Genomic DNA, 16,843 nt, shown 5'->3' with positions numbered 1-16,843 from the left:
TCACGGCCGTTCCGAAAAAAGTTCACGAGTCGTACAACCATTCCCTTTCGTCGTGAATCTGATCACCTGAGCCAACAGGCTCCACGATCACTTCTCTACCTGGGGAACCCATGCGCATGCGTGCCACCCTCGGCGTCCTGACCGGCGCCCTGGCCCTCTCCGCTCTCGCCGTGCCCGCCGCGCAGGCCGACGAGGGCCGGGGGGACACCACGATCTCGACCGTCGTGGTGAACGGCGGCAAGCCGGTCGTCGTGGGCGCGACCGCGAAGAAGACCATCACCGTCAGCTTCACGGTCAAGGACGCCTCGGGCGTCGACTGGGCGCAGGCGATCCTGTACCACGGCGCCGACATCGACTCGGCGGACAGCGGTGCCGTCGCCAACAGCAGCGACGGCCGCGCCACCTGCACCAAGGTCAACGCCACGACGTCGACCTGCAAGTCGGCCTTCGACCTGACGCCGCGCTCCAACCTGATCAACTCCGTGGCCGGCGGCTGGAAGGTCTGGGCGGTCGCCAGGGGCAAGGACAGCGACTACGTCCAGAAGGACAACGCGAAGACCTTCCAGGTCCAGCGCCTGTCGAAGCTCACGGTCAACGCCGCCCCGGAGCCCGTCAAGAAGGGCAAGACCATCACGGTCACCGGCAAGCTGACCCGCGCGAACTGGGACGCCGCCACCTACTCCGGTTACTCGACCCAGCCGGTGAAGCTCCAGTTCCGCAAGAAGAGCTCCAGCACGTACACCACGGTGAAGACCGTCAAGACGAACTCGACGGGCAACCTGAGCACCACCGTCAAGGCGACCGTGGACGGGTACTTCCGCTACAGCTTCGCCGGCACCTCGACCACCCCGGCCGTCAACGCCGCGGGTGACTTCATCGACGTGAAGTAACACCTGACGCGGCCCACGCGGCCCCCGCCGACCGGCGAAGTCTCCGTACTTCACCATCAGTTCGCAATACCCGCACAAAGTCTCGATCCGCCGTACAACCTGCCCCACCTGTCGCGAATCAGAACACGTGAGCCAACAGGCTCCGCCATCACTTGGGCCCCGGCGCCGACGACGAGCCGTTCGGAACGACCAGCGCGTCGGGGCCCCCTTTCCCACTTGGGGAACGCATGCGCATAAGCGCCACCGTGGCCGCCGTCTCCGGCGCCCTGGTCCTCTCCGCCTTCGCCGTACCGGCCGCGCAGGCCGCGGGCTCCGACGCCGGCTCGTACCGCTCGGACATCGCGAAGATCCGGGAGGCCGCCGCCCACACCGCCTCCGGCAAGGCCACCCTCTCCGGTTCCACCGTCGCCACCCCGGCCGACGACGAGCCGTACGCCCTGAACGTCACCTTCTCCAACATCAAGGTGCACAGCGCCAAGCCGATCGTGGTCGGTGCCGCCGCCCACGTCTCCGTGCCGGTCACGTACACGCTGACGCACGGCGCCGACGTCGACATCACCGCGTCGGACTTCTGGACCGATCTGTACCTGTACAAGGGCTCGGCGACCGAGCCGGACAACATGATCTTCGACGACGACCTGGCCACCTGCACGGCCACCTCGGCGACCGTCGCCTCCTGCAAGGGCTCCCTCGACATCTACCCGGGTGAGGGCGACCTGTCGAACACCGACGCCGGCGCCTGGAAGGCCGGCGCCGAGGCCGTCGCGTGGAACGGCCAGGACCCCACCAGCAGCACCTTCGACGTCACCAAGGTCGGTTACGCCGACCAGTCCGGCTTCGCCTCCCCGAACGTGACCCGTCTGTCGAAGCTCACGGTCAACGCCGCCCCGGAGCCCGTCAAGAAGGGCAAGACCATCACGGTCACCGGCAAGCTGACCCGCGCCAACTGGGACGCCAACAACTACACCGGCTACTCCACCCAGCCGGTCAAGCTCCAGTTCCGCAAGAAGAACTCCACCACGTACACCACGGTCAAGACCATCAAGACCAGCTCCACGGGAGCCCTGAAGACCACGGTCAAGGCCACGGTCGACGGCTACTTCCGCTACAGCTTCGCGGGCACGGCGACCACCGCCCCGATCAACGCGACGGGCGACTACGTCGACGTGAAGTAGTAGTAGTTCCTAAAAGCAGCTGCCGCGCCCCGAAAACAGGGGCGCGGCAGCTGCTTTTAAGGGGCGCGGGCTCAAAACAGGGGCGAGCTTAAAACAGGGGCGCGGCGAGCTGCTTTCAGGGGCGCGGACTTAAAAACAGGGCGCGGCGGTCTGTTTTTAGGGGCGCGGGGAACTGCGCGACCAGCCCCCACCGGCCCGCACCCGAACGAACTACGCACCCACCCGACCACTCAAGCCGCCCCCCGCCGATCAACCAGCCTCCACGCCAGCTCCAACGCAACCCCCGCCACCCCCGCAATCCCCACAGCGATCCACGGCATGGTCACCCCCACCAACTTCAGCGCGAAGAAATGCTGAAGCCACGGCACAACCAGCACCACCACGAACGCCGCCCCCATCGAGGCGACCAGGGTGATCCGCCACCACGTATACGGCCGCGCGATGATCGCCAGCACCCACATGGAGATCAGGAACAGGGTCAAGGTCGCCGCACTGGTCTCCGCCGCCAACGACCCCTTCCCCGTGTACTCGTGACGAGCGATCAGATACGTGACGAAGGTCGCCGCCCCGGCAATCACCCCACCCGGAATCGAGTACCGCATCACCCGCCGCACAAAATGGGGTTTCGCCCGCTCCTTGTTCGGCGCCAGCGCGAGAAAGAACGCCGGAATCCCGATAGTCAACGTGGACAACAGCGTCAAGTGCCGTGGCAGGAACGGATATTCAACCCGCCAGCACACCACCAGCACCGCCAACAACACCGAGTACACCGTCTTCACCAGGAACAGCGTCGCCACCCGCGTGATGTTCCCGATGACCCGACGCCCCTCCGCGACCACCGAAGGCAACGTCGCGAAGCTGTTGTTGAGCAACACGATCTGCGCTACCGCTCGGGTCGCCTCGGACCCGGAGCCCATCGAGACCCCGATGTCGGCATCCTTCAGGGCGAGGACGTCGTTCACCCCGTCCCCGGTCATCGCGACGGTGTGCCCGCGCGACTGCAACGCCCCCACCATGTCCCGCTTCTGCTGCGGCGTGACCCGCCCGAACACCGTGCCCTCGTCAAGGGACTTGGCCATCTCCCCCTGATCCGACGGCAGTTGACGGGCGTCCACGACCTGCCCGCTGAGCCCCAGCTTCCCGGCCACCGCCCCGACGGACACCGCGTTGTCCCCGGAGATGACCTTCGCGTGCACGTCCTGCTCGGCGAAATAGGCGAGCGTCTCGGCCGCGTCGGGCCGCAACCGCTGCTCCAACACCACCAGCGCCGTCGCCGAGGCCTCCCGCACGACCCCGGGATCGTCCAGCTCCCCCGAGACCCGCGCCAGCAACAACACCCGTAGCCCTTGCTCGTTCAGCCGCCCGGTCTCCTCCAGCGCGGGATCATCCGCACCCAGAAGCACATCGGGCGCGCCCAGCAACCACGTACTCGACTCCCCGTTCCCCTCGCTGAACGACGCCCCGCTGTACTTCCGCGCCGACGAGAACGGCAGCGACTCCACGCACCGCCACTCCCCGCTGTCCGGATAGGCGGTGATGATCGCCTGGAGCGACGCGTTCGGCCGCGGGTCCGACTCCCCGAGCGCGCCCAGGACTTTGCGTACGTACGTTTCGTCGGCCCCGCCGAGCGGCCGCAGCTCGGTGACGTCCATGCCGCCCTCGGTCAGCGTGCCCGTCTTGTCGAGGCAGACCGTGTCGACGCGGGCGAGGCCCTCGATGGCCGGAAGTTCCTGGACGAGGCACTGTTTCCGGCCAAGCCGGATGACACCGATCGCGAAGGCCACCGAGGTGAGCAGCACGAGCCCCTCGGGGACCATCGGGACGATCCCGCCCACCGTCCGGGCGATCGAGTCCTTGAACCCGTGCTGTTTGACGACCAGTTGGCTGATGACCAGGCCTATCGCGGTCGGGATCATCATCCACGTCACGTACTTGAGGATGGTGGAGATACCGGTCCGCAGCTCGGAGTGGACGAGCGTGAACCGGGAGGCCTCCTCGGCGAGTTGGGCCGCGTACGCCTCACGCCCCACCTTCGTCGCCTCGAACGCGCCACCGCCGGCGACCACGAAACTCCCCGACATGACCGCGTCCCCCGGCCGCTTGACCACCGGGTCCGCCTCACCGGTGAGCAGCGACTCGTCGATCTCCAGGCCGTCGGCCTCGACGCACTCCCCGTCGACCACGACCTTGTCACCGGGCCCGATCTCGATGAGATCACCCAGCACGATCCCGGAGGTGCTCACCTCCACCGCGGCTCCGTCGCGCCGTACCGTCGGCTTCGCCTCGCCGATCACCGCGAGGGAGTCGAGCGTCTTCTTCGCCCGCCACTCCTGGAAGACCCCGATCCCGGTGTTGGCGAGGATCACGTACCCGAACAGGCTGTCCTGGACCGGCGCCACGAACAGCATGATCAGCCAGAGCACGCCGATGATCGCGTTGAACCGGGTGAACACGTTCGCGCGGACGATCTCGCCGAGGGAACGGCTGCTGCGCACCGGGACGTCGTTGACCTCCCCGCGCGCCACCCGCTCGGCGACCCCGGCGGCGGTGAGCCCACGGGCCCGTGCGGGAGGGACGGGCACGGGGTGCACAGGATCGAGTTCGGCGCCCGCGTCGGTGTGCGTCATGCATTCGACGGTACGTGCGGATTTACGGCTTCACCCGCCGAGTGCCCGGAAGATCCGACCAGGGGAGGACGGCGGGCGGGGCGGGCTGATGCCCCGGGTGGAGAGAAGCCTCATCACTCCGCAGCAGAGGAGGGGGTCTCCGTAGCCGAAGTGGTCGACGCGGCCGAATCGGTCGAAGCGGTCGGAGCGGCAGCCTCGGCCGCCAGTCGCTTGAGTGCCGCGTCCCGCCCCCGGACGTACCAGATGCCGATCAGCCCCAGCCCGGCCCCGGCCAGGCAGGTCCACACCCACCACAGATGGCCGTGGTCGTCGAACCAGCCGTAGAAGGGGAGCTGTACCAGGAAGAGGACGAACCAGAGGATCGTGCCGCCGATGATGGTCGGGACGATCGGGCCCTCCAGGGGCTCCGGTGCCTCGTGTGTCGGTGTCCACTTCGCCATGCCCCCAGCTTACGAGGCGGCACAAGGCGCTCGGCGGACACTCCGCTCCACGCTGGTCTACGCGCGGAGATAGCGCCTGACGTCTTCATATGTTCATACTGAAACGGTTTCCGTCTGTCCACTTCTGCTCGTAGGAACATCCAATGCCGACCGCGCTCGACCGTTACTTCAAGATCTCCGAGCGTGGCAGCTCGCTCCCCCGCGAGATCCGCGGCGGCTTCGCCACCTTCTTCGCGATGGCGTACATCATCGTGCTCAACCCGATCATCCTGGGCAGCGCGAAGGACATGTACGGGCACCACCTGGACAACGGCCAGCTGGTCACCGCCACGGCGGTCACGGCCGCGTTCACCACCCTCCTCATGGGTGTCATCGGCAACGTACCGATCGCGCTGGCCGCCGGACTCGGCGTGAACTCCGTCGTCGCCCTCCAGCTCGCGCCGCGCATGTCGTGGCCGGACGCGATGGGCATGGTCGTGCTGGCCGGTCTGATCGTGATGCTGCTGGTCGCCACCGGGCTGCGCGAGCGCGTGATGAACGCGGTGCCGTACGGACTGCGCAAGGCCATCTCGATCGGTATCGGCCTGTTCATCATGCTGATCGGGCTCGTGGACTCCGGGTTCATCTCCCGCATCCCGGACGCCGCCCAGACCACCGTCCCGCTCCAGCTCGGCGCCGACGGTCACCTCAACGGCTGGCCGGTCCTGATCTTCATCCTGGGCGTCCTGCTCACCCTCGCGCTGATCGTCCGCAAGGTGTCCGGCGCGATCCTGATCTCGATCGTCACGATGACCGTCCTCGCGGTGATCGTGAACGCGGTCGCGACGATCCCCTCCTGGGGCCTGACCACCCCGAAGTGGCCCGGAAACCCGGTCGCCACCCCGGACTTCGGCCTGATCGGCAAGTTCAGCCTGTTCGGCGGCTTCTCCAAGGTCGGCGTGCTGACCGGCGTCCTCTTCGTCTTCACGGTCCTGCTGTCGTGCTTCTTCGACGCGATGGGCACGATCATGGGCATCAGCGACGAGGCGAAGCTGACCGACGGCGAGGGCAACATGCCCGGCATCAACAAGGTCCTCTTCGTCGACGGCATCGCGGTCGCCGCGGGCGGTGTCAGCTCCTCGTCCGCGACCACCTGCTTCGTGGAGTCCACGGCGGGTGTCGGCGAGGGCGCCCGCACGGGCTTCGCGAACGTCGTCACGGGCGCGCTCTTCGCCGTAGCGCTGTTCCTCACACCGATCGCCACGATGGTCCCGTCCCAGGCGGCCACCCCCGCGCTGCTCGCGGTGGGCTTCCTGATCCTGGCGGGCTCCGTCAAGGAGATCGACTGGGCCGACTACACGATCGCGATCCCGGCCTTCATCACGATGGTGATGATGCCGTTCACCTACTCGATCACCAACGGCATCGGCATGGGCTTCATCACCTTCGTGGTGCTGCGGCTGGTGGCGGGCCGGGGCCGGGAGGTCCCGGTGCCGATGTACGTCGTCGCGGCGGTGTTCGGGTTCTACTATCTGATGCCGGCGCTGGGTCTGACCTGACCTGACCCGACCGGACGGGTCACGTGACCCCGTAGAACTTCTCCGTCTCCTCGACCGCGGTCTGGAACCGCTCGTCGAAGTCGTCCCGAATGAGCGTCTGGACCACGTAGTCCTGGACGCTCATTCCCCTTTTCGCCGCATGGTGTCGGAGCCGTTCGAGCAGCTCCCCGTCTATCCGCAGGCTGAGCACGCTGGTCCCCATGTAGACGAGGGTCCGGGGCGGTTCCCGGCGGCGGGTGACGTTCCGCGCCCGGATCACTCATATGGGTGACGGAAGGGTTCAGTGGCCAGGGTCACGGGCATCTCGGCGTGTCGCCGTTGGTCTTTAGAGAGAGTAATGAGTTACGCTAAAGAACATGCCGGACCTAACCCATGGCGACGACGCTGCCGCCGTGAACTCCTTGCGATCAGCCGTGATGCGGTTGTCCCGTCGACTCAAGCACCAGCGGGTCGACGAGTCACTGAGCCCCACCGAGATGTCGGTGCTCGGCACCCTGTCCAACTGCGGCAGCGCGACCCCTGGCGAGCTCGCTCGCAAGGAGCATGTGCAGCCGCCCTCGATGACCCGCATCGTGGCGCTGCTCGAAGCGAAGGGTCTGGTCCAGCTGGAGCCGCACCCCGAGGACCGGCGCCAGAAGGTCGTCACCAAGACCCCCCAGGCCGAGGCGATGCTCGAAGAGAGCCGCCGCAAGCGCAACGCGTTCCTGGCCGGCCTGGTCGACGGCCTCGACGAGGACGAGTGGGCGAAGATCGTCGCCGCCGCCCCCGTGCTGGAGAAACTCGCACACCTGTAAATCCCCCTATGCGCGAGTGAGCCGTAGGGGCGCGCCGGTGTCGAGAGGTCGAGCGCGCGGAGGCCCGAAGGGTCGAGCACGGTCGGGCTCTCGACACCGGCAGAAAGCGCCCCGTAGGCGAACGAGCAAAAGAAAGAGGAGGCGACCTTTTGAGTTCGGGAACCGGAGCAGACTCCGCACCCGCGCCAGCCATCCCCGACTCCCTGTCCGCACCCCCGCGCAAGTCCTCGATGTTCAGCTCGCTGAAGATCCGGAACTACCGACTGTTCTTCATCGGCCAGGTCGTCTCCAACACCGGCACCTGGATGCAGCGCATCGCCCAGGACTGGCTGGTCCTCAGCCTCACCGGCTCCTCCGCCGCCGTAGGCATCACGACCGCCCTCCAGTTCCTGCCGATGCTGCTTTTCGGGCTCTACGGCGGTGTCCTCGTCGACCGGCTGCCCAAGCGCCCCACCCTGCTCGTCACGCAGTCCGCGATGGCTCTGACCGGCCTCGCCCTCGCCTTCCTCACGCTCTCCGGCCACGTCCAGGTCTGGCACGTCTACGTCGCCGCCTTCGCCGTGGGTCTCGCGACGGTCGTCGACAACCCGGCCCGCCAGTCCTTCGTCTCCGAGATGGTCGGCCCCGAGCAGCTGCAGAACGCGGTCAGCCTGAACTCGGCGAACTTCCAGTCCGCCCGCCTGGTCGGCCCCGCCGTCGCGGGCGTCATGATCACCGGCGTCGGCACGGGCTGGGCGTTCCTCTTCAACGGCCTGTCGTTCGTGGCGCCCCTGGCCAGCCTGTTCCTCATGCGCAACCGCGACCTGCACGCCGTCAAGCGCGCCCCGCGCGGCAAGGGCCAGCTCCGCGAGGGCCTGCACTATGTCGCCGGCCGCCCCGACCTGATCTGGCCGATCGTCCTAGTCGGCTTCATCGGCACCTTCGGCTTCAACTTCCCGGTGTGGCTGTCGGCCTACGCGGACGACATCTTCCACGCGGGCGCCGGCGCGTACAGCCTCTTCAACACGCTCATGGCGGTCGGCTCCCTGATCGGCGCCCTGCTCGCCGCCCGCCGCGGAACCACCCGCCTCCGTGTCCTGATCGCGGCGGCGGCGGCCTTCGGCCTCCTTGAGGTGGTGGCTGCGGTGGCCCCCTCCTACTGGCTGTTCGCCCTCCTCATGATCCCGATCGGCATCGCCGGCCTGACGGTCAACGTCACGGCCAACACCGCCGTCCAGATGGGCACCGACCCGGCCATGCGCGGGCGCGTCATGGCCCTGTTCATGATGGTCTTCATGGGCGGTACGCCGGTGGGCGCACCGATCGTCGGCTGGATCACCGACGCCTACGGCCCCCGGGTGAGCTTCGCCCTGGGCGGCGTCATCGCGGCCGTCGCCGCGGCCACGATCGGCGTGATCCTGGCCCGCATCGGCGGCCTGCGTCTGTCGTTCGACTGGAACCACGGGCATCCGACCGTGGCCTTCGTCCCGCGCGAGCGGGAGCAACTGGCAACGGCGGCCTGAGAGTTGTGCGGGTCGACCGGCCCGGAGGGCGTGCGTGTCACACCCTCCGGGCCAGCACCTGTCCCGGCCACCGGTCCTCCCCGACGACGAACGCCTCGGTGGCCGTGAACCCGTTGCTCTCGTAGTAGGCGACGAGCTTGCGGTCGTCCCCCGCGTAACAGTCCACCCGCAGCAGGGAGATCCCGGCCCGCCGTGTCACCTCCGCGGCGTGCGCGAGCAGCGCGCTGCCGACGCCGTGGCCCTTGAACCGGCGGTTGGAGGCGAGGAGATGGACGTACTGCTCTGGCTCGTCGACGGCGTCGATGTACGACCCGGGGGAGTCGGTGAGGGTGATCGTGCCGGCGGGGACGCCGTCGACCTCGGCGATGTAGGGCGAGCCCTGCGCCACATACCGCTCCACCATCGCCACGGCCTTCGGATTCTCCGACCACGGCGTGCTGCCCCACTGCCCGGTACGCCCCTGCGCGACGAGCCACGCCACCGCGCTGTCGAACATGCCGAGTATCGCGGGGATGTCGTCGGGGCCGCCGTCCCTGATGCTGATGCTGATGCTGGTGTCGGTCCGCATGGCAGCAGGCTAGGGGTCCGAACAGGCTGTGCGCTGAACTAACCGTCTGAGACCGCCAGACCGGTTAGTCCAGGACACACACCCTGAGCTTGAGTTTCAACCTCGACATGGCGGGTTGTACCGACTCTCGGACCCGTGCACGGCGAGGTCACCGGTGGGGCATAGCCTCTCGTGCATGCTCCGCACCACTCCGCCCCGGCCGGTCGACGTCACCGTGTACTTCCCCGAGTTGGCACCGCTGGCCCGCACCGCCGTACGGCTGCACCCCCGCGCCGGCGCCCCGGCGACGACGGACAGTTCGATCGGCGGCCCGCTGCTGTGGCCGGCACGGGAACCGTGGCCCACCTGTCCGGAGCACGGTGGCCCCTGGCAGCGCGGCGTTGCGCCCGAGGATGTACGGCTGCGGCGACGGATTCTCGCCGAGGCGTGGGGTCGGCCCAAGGTGGAAGGCGCCGACCTGCTGAGCGCGGAAGAACGCGCGACAGTCGACCGCATCAGCAAAAGCTCGCGGATCTCCCAGGACGGCCCGGTCCCGATGGTGCCGATGGCCCAGCTCTACGCCGCGGACGTGCCCGATCTGCCGCGCCCGGACGGCACTGATCTGCTGCAGCTGCTGTGGTGCCCGTTCGACCACGACGGGGACTACCTGCCCCGAACGGAACTGCGCTGGCGGACCGCCGCCGACGTCACCGACCCGCTCGGCGCTGCCCCGCAGCCGTCGGTGATCGGCAACGACGACTACCTGCCTGAACCGTGCGTGCTGCACCCCGAGACGGTCACCGAGTATCCGGCCCCGCACGAGCTGCCCGAGGAGGTGGCGGAGCGGATCGAGACGTGGGAGGACCAGCACGACTTCGACTACCAGTACGACCTCGGCGTCGCCCCGGGCTGCAAGGTCGGCGGCCACGCCCCGTGGAGCTTCTCCGACCCGTTCCCCATGGTCTGCACCGAGTGCGGCTCGGACGTCCGGCCGCTGCTCACCATCGACGGCAGCGAGTGGGACGGCGGCAGCGGGAGCTGGCGGCCGGTCGAGGATGCCGGCTACACCGGCCTGCACTTCCTCGGCCCGGCCAATGCCACGCAGCTCAACATCGGCCGTGGCTACAGCCTCCAGCTGTACGTGTGCACGGCCTCCTACGACCACCCGCATGTGCAGAACATGCAGTGACATGGCGCATGCAGCCGTTGAATCCACCCAAGACCACGACGCCTACAGGGCTTCGGAACCCATGCGCGAAGGACCTGTAGACCGTCGGCGTACCGAAACCCCGGACGGTCAGGTGCGGCAGTCGACTCGCCACGGCCAGTCCGCCCGTGAGGTGGACGTGGCGAACGGACACGAAGTCATCTCTTCTCGCAACGACAAACGTCGAGGTTGAAACAGGCCAAGACCCGTGACGGACGCGAGATGTGCCAGATCGATGCCCACAACAGTGCCAGCGACCTGCCCGGCATGCGACTGACGACCTAGGTCGGCGACGACGGCCGTCTGTCCGGCTGGCGGCGCGACTCACGTCCCAGCCGGAATCGCCTCGCCACTTAGGCCAGCACCTGGCCTACGTTGATGTTCATTCCCCGCAATTGGGCGAACTCGGTCTTGACCCGAGGGCCGTCGATGGTCCCCAAGCGGATGGGAGCCTGCAGCTTGAACAAGGCGCCCCCGGTGGGTGAGCCGTCGGGGTTCGCCCCTTGGGGCGGTGGCGGATACGAGGTGAGGTTCGCCGCCCACTTCGCCGGCTCAAGGGTCTGGTAGGTGAACGGGCCAGGGGTGTCGCCCTGTCGTTCGAAGATGGCCTCGAAGGTTTGGAGCCACGTCTCCCTGAGCCCGCCAGGGCCGAGCTTGAGGATGCCGACGGGGGCAACATCGATGTCTGGCAGACGGAGGGTGATCTTCCCGAACCGCGGGTGAGCCGACTCAGCCGTGAACTCGAGCATCTGCAGACGTACGAAGTCCGGGCCTCCGGTCAGGACTTTCACGACCGTGGAGCCGATGAAGTTCAGTGTGGGCAGGGGCGGTGGGAGGTTCACGACCAGCGTGGTCCCGAACGCGTTCAGGCTGAGGTTGATGGTCTGCCCGATGGCCGGCAACGGCCCCCTTCGTGTGGTCGACTGCGAGGTAGCGAAGGCACGGCCGGCCTCGCCCATGAACAGTGCACCACTGGCGGCCGCCACGGCCTGGCCGAGCAGACGGCGGCGACTGGGGAAGGAAGTCATACGGGGATTCTCGGCCTTCACATCGCATACCAATGCATTCTCGGCGTTCATGTCCTCCCTGCGGGTGACGATCTTTTCCATGGGCCTGTAACCGCAGCCCCTCCTGGATGGGTCGGCCGGCGGCTCGCCCGACCTGAGCTAACGGCACAACACCCTCAGCTTGATCATTTACCTCGCTGCTGTTTGAGGCGGACGTGTTCGGTGAGGGTTTCGATTCGTTTCACGGTCTTCCCGGGCTCGTGACGTGGGGCTGGCCTGCGGTTCTTCGAGCCGGGTGGGCGTCCGGGTCCGGGCTTGGAGGGTCTGGGCACGTCGGCGGGACGGGCTGTCTTCACGCGGAGGTGGCGGAACCCCCCGGCGGACCCGGGCGGGGGTGAGCCGACGCGGCTCGGCGGGCCGTTCCCAGGGCCGGCGGAGGTCCTCGGCGAGGGGCCGGGCGAGGCGGAGTTGCGTGTGGGCGGCGATGATCAGCCAGGTCCGCAGGTCGGCCGTGTGCGGATCGCGGAGCTTGGGGACGGTCCAGCCCAGGGTCTACTTGAACAGCCGGAAGGTGTGTTCCAGATCGAACCTGCGGAGGAACGCCTGCCAGCGAAGGCCGACGTCCGCGCCGGTCATGCCGGTGCGCGAGGACCACAGCCACACCGGTTTCGGGTCGCGGTCACAGGGCAGGTACTCGACCTTCAGCCGGATCAACGTGCCGTGGATCAAAGGGAGTTCGCCGCAGTGGTCGAGCCAGGGGCCACGAGCCTGCAAGCGGGGGTGCATCCGGTCCCAGGCGAGGGCTTCGGCCGTGCCGTAGCGGGTGGTGTCGCACGCGTGAAGAACGGCCGTCCTGTTGTCCCGGGAACGAACCAAGATCAGCGGGTCAGGTGAACGACCGAGGTTGAACACCAAGCTGAGCGGTGGTGGAAGGCTGCCCCCATGAGACTCTTCGCGGCACTGCTGCCGCCCGAGGACGTGCTGGCCCAACTCGGCGTCACCGTCGACGAGTTGCGGGGCCTCCCGGGTGCCGACGCGCTCCGCTGGACGAGCCGCCCGGGCTGGCACCTCACGCTCGCCTTCTACGGCGAGGTCGCCGAGGACGTCGTACCCGAACTGTCGGCCGGCCTGGAGCGGACCGCGCGCCGGACCGAACCGTTCGGGCTGGCGGTGCGCGGAGGCGGGCAGTTCGGGGACGGGCGCGCGCTGTGGGCGGGGGTGAAGGGCGATGTGGCGGCCCTGCGGCAGCTCGCGGAGCGCTGCGAGGAGGCCGCGGCGACGGGGGAACACCGGCGGTACCGCGCCCACCTCACGGTGGCACGCAGCCGGGAGGCCATGGATGTACGGCCGTATCTCGACCGTCTCGACGACTTCGCGGGCCGCGAGTGGACGGTGGACGAACTGGTCCTCGTCCGCAGCGACCTGCCGAGGTCCGGGGTGCCGGGGGAACAGCCGCGGTACGAGGCGGTCGCCCGCTGGGCGCTGGGAGCGGCCGGTTAGGCTCGGGTACGTGGACCCGAAAACCCGGAACCGGATCATGGCCGGTGTGCTTGTGCTGTTGTTCGTTGTCGTGGGGCTGGCGGCTGCGCTCGGTAAGTGAGGGCGGACGGGGCGTGGGGACTGCGCGATCGTTGCCGGGTGCGGGCTGTGTGTGGCTGGTCGCGCAGTTCCCCGCGCCCCTAAAAGAAGGGGCGCTTGCCCTTGAGGCGTCTACCAGGCGAAGGCTTCCGGGGACGGCCCAGGGCCCGGGAAGATCTCATCCAGCGAGGTCAGGATCTCCTCGCTCAGTTCCAGTTCTACGGCGCGCAGCGCGGACTCCAACTGTTCGGCGGTGCGCGGGCCGACGATCGGGCCGGTGACGCCGGGGCGGGTGAGGAGCCAGGCCAGGGCGGCCTCGCCGGGCTCGATGCCGTGCTTGTCGAGGAGGTCCTCGTAGGCCTGGATCTGGGCGCGGGAGGTCGGGTTGGCGAGGGTGTCGGCGGCCCGGCCGCTCGCCCGGCGCCCGCCCGAGACCTCCTTCTTGATGACCCCGCCGAGGAGTCCGCCCTGGAGCGGGGACCAGGGGATGACCCCGAGGCCGTACTCCTGCGCGGCCGGGATGACCTCCATCTCGGCGCGGCGCTCGGCGAGGTTGTAGAGGCACTGCTCGCTGACGAGCCCGATGGTGCCGCCCCGGCGCGCGGCGATCTCGCTCGCCTGGGCGATCTTGTAACCGGGGAAGTTCGAGGAACCGACGTAGAGGATCTTGCCCTGCTGGATGAGGGTGTCGATCGCCTGCCAGATCTCCTCGAAGGGGGTGGCACGGTCGACGTGGTGGAACTGGTAAATGTCGATGTAGTCGGTCTGCAGCCGCTTGAGGCTGGAGTCCACGGCCCGCCGGATGTTGAGGGCGGAGAGCTTGTCGTGGTTGGGCCAGGCGGGGACGCCTTCGGGGCCCATGTTGCCGTACATCTTGGTGGCGAGGACCGTCTTGTCGCGGTGGTCGGGGCTCTTCGCGAACCAGTTGCCGATGATCTCCTCGGTACGGCCCTTGTTCTCGCCCCACCCGTACACATTGGCGGTGTCGAAGTAGTTGATGCCCGCGTCCAGCGCCGCGTCCATGATCGCGTGGCTGTCCGGCTCATTCGTCTGCGGTCCGAAGTTCATCGTGCCGAGGACCAGTCGGCTGACCTTGAGGCCTGTGCGTCCGAGCTGCGTGTACTTCATGAGTACTTAGCCAACGACTTTGAGTGCGCTCTATGCAAGGGGGGTCAGTCGCGGGGGAAGTCGGCGGTCTTGAGGGTGAGGCCTACTACCGTGTCGGTGAGGTCCACCTCTTCTCCGAAAGCGAGCTTCGTCTCGGTCGCGTAGTCGTCATCCTTGGGGTGGGTGTAGACGTGGCAGCGCCCCTGGTAGGGGTCGGCGATTAGGTATACAGGGACCTCGGCCTTGGCATACGCGGGCCTTCTTCGGACCGTAGTCGTTGGCGGCGGTGCCCTTGGAGATGACCTCGGCGACGAACTCGACGTCCTCGTACTGCCAGTGTCCCTCGGAGTTCTTCTGCGCGCCTTCACGCAGCTTCGCGACGTCCGGGCAGAAGCCGTTGAGGGGACCGGGAAAGTCGATGCGCACGTCGGAGAAGACCTTCGCCATCATGCCGAACCTGTCCTCCAACGCTCGTACGACCCTACGGATGATCTCCCAGTGGGTGTCCCGCTGCGGCGACATGAAGATGTTCCCCCCGACGATCTCGACCCTGATTCCCTCGGGGATGGGCATCTTCTCAAGCCATTCGAACATGACATCAAGAGTCAGCTCGCCGCTTACCTCGGCCATCGCGATCCTGTCTTCAAGGACGGTCATCGTGGCGCTCCTCCCCGGCCGCCCTCCACACGAGTGCAGCCGCGCAGTACAACGATACGCACGGTGACCGGGATGCGTAGTGATCACGCCATCGGCGCCGTCGATATCCGGTTGCCCGCGCCGTCCCGCACCCCCGACCCTGGTTCCCGTGACCCAGCCGACGGACAAGGACACGGACACCTACTTCATCTGCGCCACCCCCCGGACCGGCAGCTCCCTCCTCCTCGGCCTCCTCGACTCCAGCGGGGTCGCCGGGCACCCCCAGGCGTACTTCCGGGCGCCGGACGAGGTGGCGTGGGCCGAGCGGTGGGGGATTCCGCACACATCCCAACACGCCCTGGACTACGGCGAGTTCGTGCGGGCCGCGCTACGGGCAGGACGGACCGGCAACGGGGTCTTCGGGGCCAAGCTCATGTGGGGCACGCACGCCGAACTCGCCGGCAGGCTGGCGGCCCTGCACCCTGAGCTTGCCGGGGATGAACTGCGGCTGCTGGAGCGGGAGTTCGGACGGCAGGTCCGGTTCGTGCATGTGCGGCGGGACGACACCCTCGCCCAAGCCGTCTCCTGGCTGCGCGCCGAGCAGACCGGGGTCTGGTTCGTCGGCGGGAGGGGTGAGATCAGCGGAGGGGGAGGCCAAGTCGCCGGTGAGCGCCCGCACTTCGACCGTGACGCCATCACCCGCGTCATGCGGACCATCGAGGAGCACAACGCCGGATGGGAGCGCTGGTTCGAGGCCTACGGCATCCAGCCGTACCGCATCCGCTACGAGGACCTCTCCGCCGATCCGTCCGCCGTCACCTACGGCGTCCTCGACCACCTCGGTCTTGGCCTGAGTCCCGCCCTCCCCGCCGGGCAGCAGCTCACCCCCAGCCACCACCGCCAGGCCGGCCGCCTCAACGAGGAGTGGATCGCCCGGTACCGGCTACCGCCCCTCGTGCGGAGGGCGCCCGACTCGTTGAGCTGACCGGCGCCGGGGCATCGAGGACACCGAAGGTGCGAAGGACCCGGAGTCGTCATCGTCACCGTCCTCGTCGCCGTACTCCCCGCCCACCCCCCACGCCTGATGCATCGCCCCCGCGAACGCTCCCGCGATCTTGTGCTCGCCCGCCGCGTTCGGGTGGGTGCCGTCGTACGTGTCGTGGGTGACGTCGTACGACTCGGGGAGGGAGGCCAGGAGGAGCGGTGAGCGTGGGTCGTCGAGGTCGGCGACCGCCTTCGCCTGGAGTTCGTTGAAGAGGGCGACCTCGGTGGCGAAGGGGGCGTCGGTCTGGGCGCGGACGTTCGGGATCACCGGGAGGAACACCATGCGGACGGACGGTCTCACGATGCGGGCCGCCGCGACGAAGGACCGCATGTTGTCGGCCGTCTGCGCCGCGTTCGTGTAGAAGCCCAGGTCGATCAGGCCGAGGGAGACGAGGAGCACGTCCGCCCGGTGCGCGCGGACCGCCTCGCCGATCAGCGGAGCCATGTGCAGCCAGCCCTCACCCCAGCCGGCCAGGTGGAAGTGCGGGAAGTCGGGGTCGGCGTACTCGTACGACGTGGGCGTGTCCGTCGCCTTGTCGTACAGCGTCTCGCGCGGGCCGACCACGGCGAACGGGCCGCCGTAGGTCGCGCGCAGGTGCTGCCACATCCGGTAGCGCCATGTGTGTTCGCCCGCGCTCCCGATCGTCATGGAGTCGCCTACGGGCATGAACCTGAGCATCCGCTCATGATGGACGATCAACCACCCGTCGACGGAACGGGCGGGGTGTGAGGCCCACCACGCCGACGGCCG

General features: G+C 68.2%; 15 protein-coding genes and 2 pseudogenes. 8 read left to right on the top strand and 9 right to left on the bottom strand.

Translation table 11 applies throughout. The features are described from left to right. Positions 1-110: 110 nt before the first annotated feature. Together ACGFY9_RS06275 and ACGFY9_RS06270 are read left to right on the top strand one after the other, a co-directional pair. Entirely contained in the window at positions 111-890 is a 780-nt protein-coding gene (locus ACGFY9_RS06275) for a calcium-binding protein (RefSeq protein WP_393752477.1), read from the top strand. Between the two features lie 227 nt (positions 891-1,117). Beyond that, a complete protein-coding gene (locus ACGFY9_RS06270) occupies positions 1,118-2,065 on the top strand; it encodes a hypothetical protein (protein ID WP_393752475.1) in 948 nt (315 codons plus the stop codon). A 230-nt stretch (positions 2,066-2,295) separates the two neighbouring features. Here ACGFY9_RS06270 and ACGFY9_RS06265 read toward each other — a convergent pair whose 3' ends face one another. Next, on the bottom strand, positions 2,296-4,692 hold the full coding sequence (locus ACGFY9_RS06265) for an HAD-IC family P-type ATPase (protein WP_393752473.1): 2,397 nt from the start codon (positions 4,690-4,692) through the stop codon (positions 2,296-2,298). Positions 4,693-4,805: 113 nt separating this feature from the next. Further along, positions 4,806-5,132, bottom strand: a complete 327-nt coding sequence (locus ACGFY9_RS06260; protein ID WP_393752471.1) for a DUF2530 domain-containing protein — start codon at positions 5,130-5,132, stop codon at positions 4,806-4,808. Positions 5,133-5,275: 143 nt separating this feature from the next. Between ACGFY9_RS06260 and ACGFY9_RS06255 the strand changes: the two genes are divergently transcribed. Then, on the top strand, positions 5,276-6,670 hold the full coding sequence (locus ACGFY9_RS06255) for an NCS2 family permease (RefSeq protein WP_393752469.1): 1,395 nt from the start codon (positions 5,276-5,278) through the stop codon (positions 6,668-6,670). 19 nt (positions 6,671-6,689) lie between these two features. On the opposite strand, the gene ACGFY9_RS06250 is transcribed toward ACGFY9_RS06255, so the two are convergent. Next, positions 6,690-6,872: a BrnA antitoxin family protein gene (locus ACGFY9_RS06250; protein WP_262064267.1), complete on the bottom strand. Its 183-nt coding sequence runs from the start codon at positions 6,870-6,872 to the stop codon at positions 6,690-6,692. Between the two features lie 154 nt (positions 6,873-7,026). Between ACGFY9_RS06250 and ACGFY9_RS06245 the strand changes: the two genes are divergently transcribed. Then, positions 7,027-7,464, top strand: coding sequence for a MarR family winged helix-turn-helix transcriptional regulator (locus ACGFY9_RS06245; protein ID WP_019072529.1), 438 nt, complete (start codon positions 7,027-7,029; stop codon positions 7,462-7,464). Positions 7,465-7,613: 149 nt separating this feature from the next. Further along, complete coding sequence (locus ACGFY9_RS06240; protein ID WP_393752466.1) at positions 7,614-8,966, top strand: MFS transporter; 1,353 nt, start codon at positions 7,614-7,616, stop codon at positions 8,964-8,966. A gap of 37 nt (positions 8,967-9,003) precedes the next feature. On the opposite strand, the gene ACGFY9_RS06235 is transcribed toward ACGFY9_RS06240, so the two are convergent. After that, positions 9,004-9,516 carry a GNAT family N-acetyltransferase gene (locus ACGFY9_RS06235; protein WP_393752852.1) on the bottom strand — a complete coding sequence of 171 codons (513 nt, stop codon included), beginning with the start codon at positions 9,514-9,516 and terminating at the stop codon, positions 9,004-9,006. 193 nt (positions 9,517-9,709) lie between these two features. Between ACGFY9_RS06235 and ACGFY9_RS06230 the strand changes: the two genes are divergently transcribed. Next, on the top strand, positions 9,710-10,702 hold the full coding sequence (locus ACGFY9_RS06230) for a hypothetical protein (protein ID WP_393752464.1): 993 nt from the start codon (positions 9,710-9,712) through the stop codon (positions 10,700-10,702). Positions 10,703-11,073: 371 nt separating this feature from the next. Here the strand turns inward: ACGFY9_RS06230 and ACGFY9_RS06225 are convergent, their stop codons facing one another. Both ACGFY9_RS06225 and ACGFY9_RS06220 read right to left on the bottom strand, forming a co-directional pair. Next, entirely contained in the window at positions 11,074-11,829 is a 756-nt protein-coding gene (locus tag ACGFY9_RS06225; RefSeq protein WP_393752463.1) for a hypothetical protein, read from the bottom strand. Between the two features lie 83 nt (positions 11,830-11,912). Continuing rightward, positions 11,913-12,555, bottom strand: a pseudogene (locus tag ACGFY9_RS06220) (transposase); the annotation flags it as partial. Positions 12,556-12,669: 114 nt separating this feature from the next. On the opposite strand from ACGFY9_RS06220, the gene thpR reads away from it, so the two are divergent. Then, a complete protein-coding gene (gene thpR / locus ACGFY9_RS06215) occupies positions 12,670-13,227 on the top strand; it encodes an RNA 2',3'-cyclic phosphodiesterase (protein ID WP_393752461.1) in 558 nt (185 codons plus the stop codon). 210 nt (positions 13,228-13,437) lie between these two features. On the opposite strand, the gene ACGFY9_RS06210 is transcribed toward thpR, so the two are convergent. Further along, positions 13,438-14,433: an aldo/keto reductase gene (locus ACGFY9_RS06210; RefSeq protein ID WP_393752459.1), complete on the bottom strand. Its 996-nt coding sequence runs from the start codon at positions 14,431-14,433 to the stop codon at positions 13,438-13,440. Between the two features lie 44 nt (positions 14,434-14,477). Continuing rightward, positions 14,478-15,069, bottom strand: a pseudogene (locus ACGFY9_RS06205) (Uma2 family endonuclease). A 148-nt stretch (positions 15,070-15,217) separates the two neighbouring features. Here ACGFY9_RS06205 and ACGFY9_RS06200 point away from each other — a divergent pair. Beyond that, a complete protein-coding gene (locus ACGFY9_RS06200; protein WP_393752457.1) occupies positions 15,218-16,033 on the top strand; it encodes a Stf0 family sulfotransferase in 816 nt (271 codons plus the stop codon). On the opposite strand, the gene ACGFY9_RS06195 is transcribed toward ACGFY9_RS06200, so the two are convergent. Further along, the gene (locus ACGFY9_RS06195; protein ID WP_393752455.1) at positions 15,992-16,771 is read right to left on the bottom strand and encodes an SGNH/GDSL hydrolase family protein; all 780 of its coding nucleotides are present in this window, start codon (positions 16,769-16,771) and stop codon (positions 15,992-15,994) included. The two genes, ACGFY9_RS06200 and ACGFY9_RS06195, sit on opposite strands and share 42 nt — an antisense overlap. Between the last annotated feature and the right edge of the window lie 72 nt (positions 16,772-16,843).

This window comes from Streptomyces sp. NPDC048504, from assembly GCF_043200035.1.
Classification (GTDB): domain Bacteria; phylum Actinomycetota; class Actinomycetes; order Streptomycetales; family Streptomycetaceae; genus Streptomyces.
Note: the sequence above shows the minus strand (reverse complement) of the source record. Positions and strands in the feature narration are given on the sequence as shown.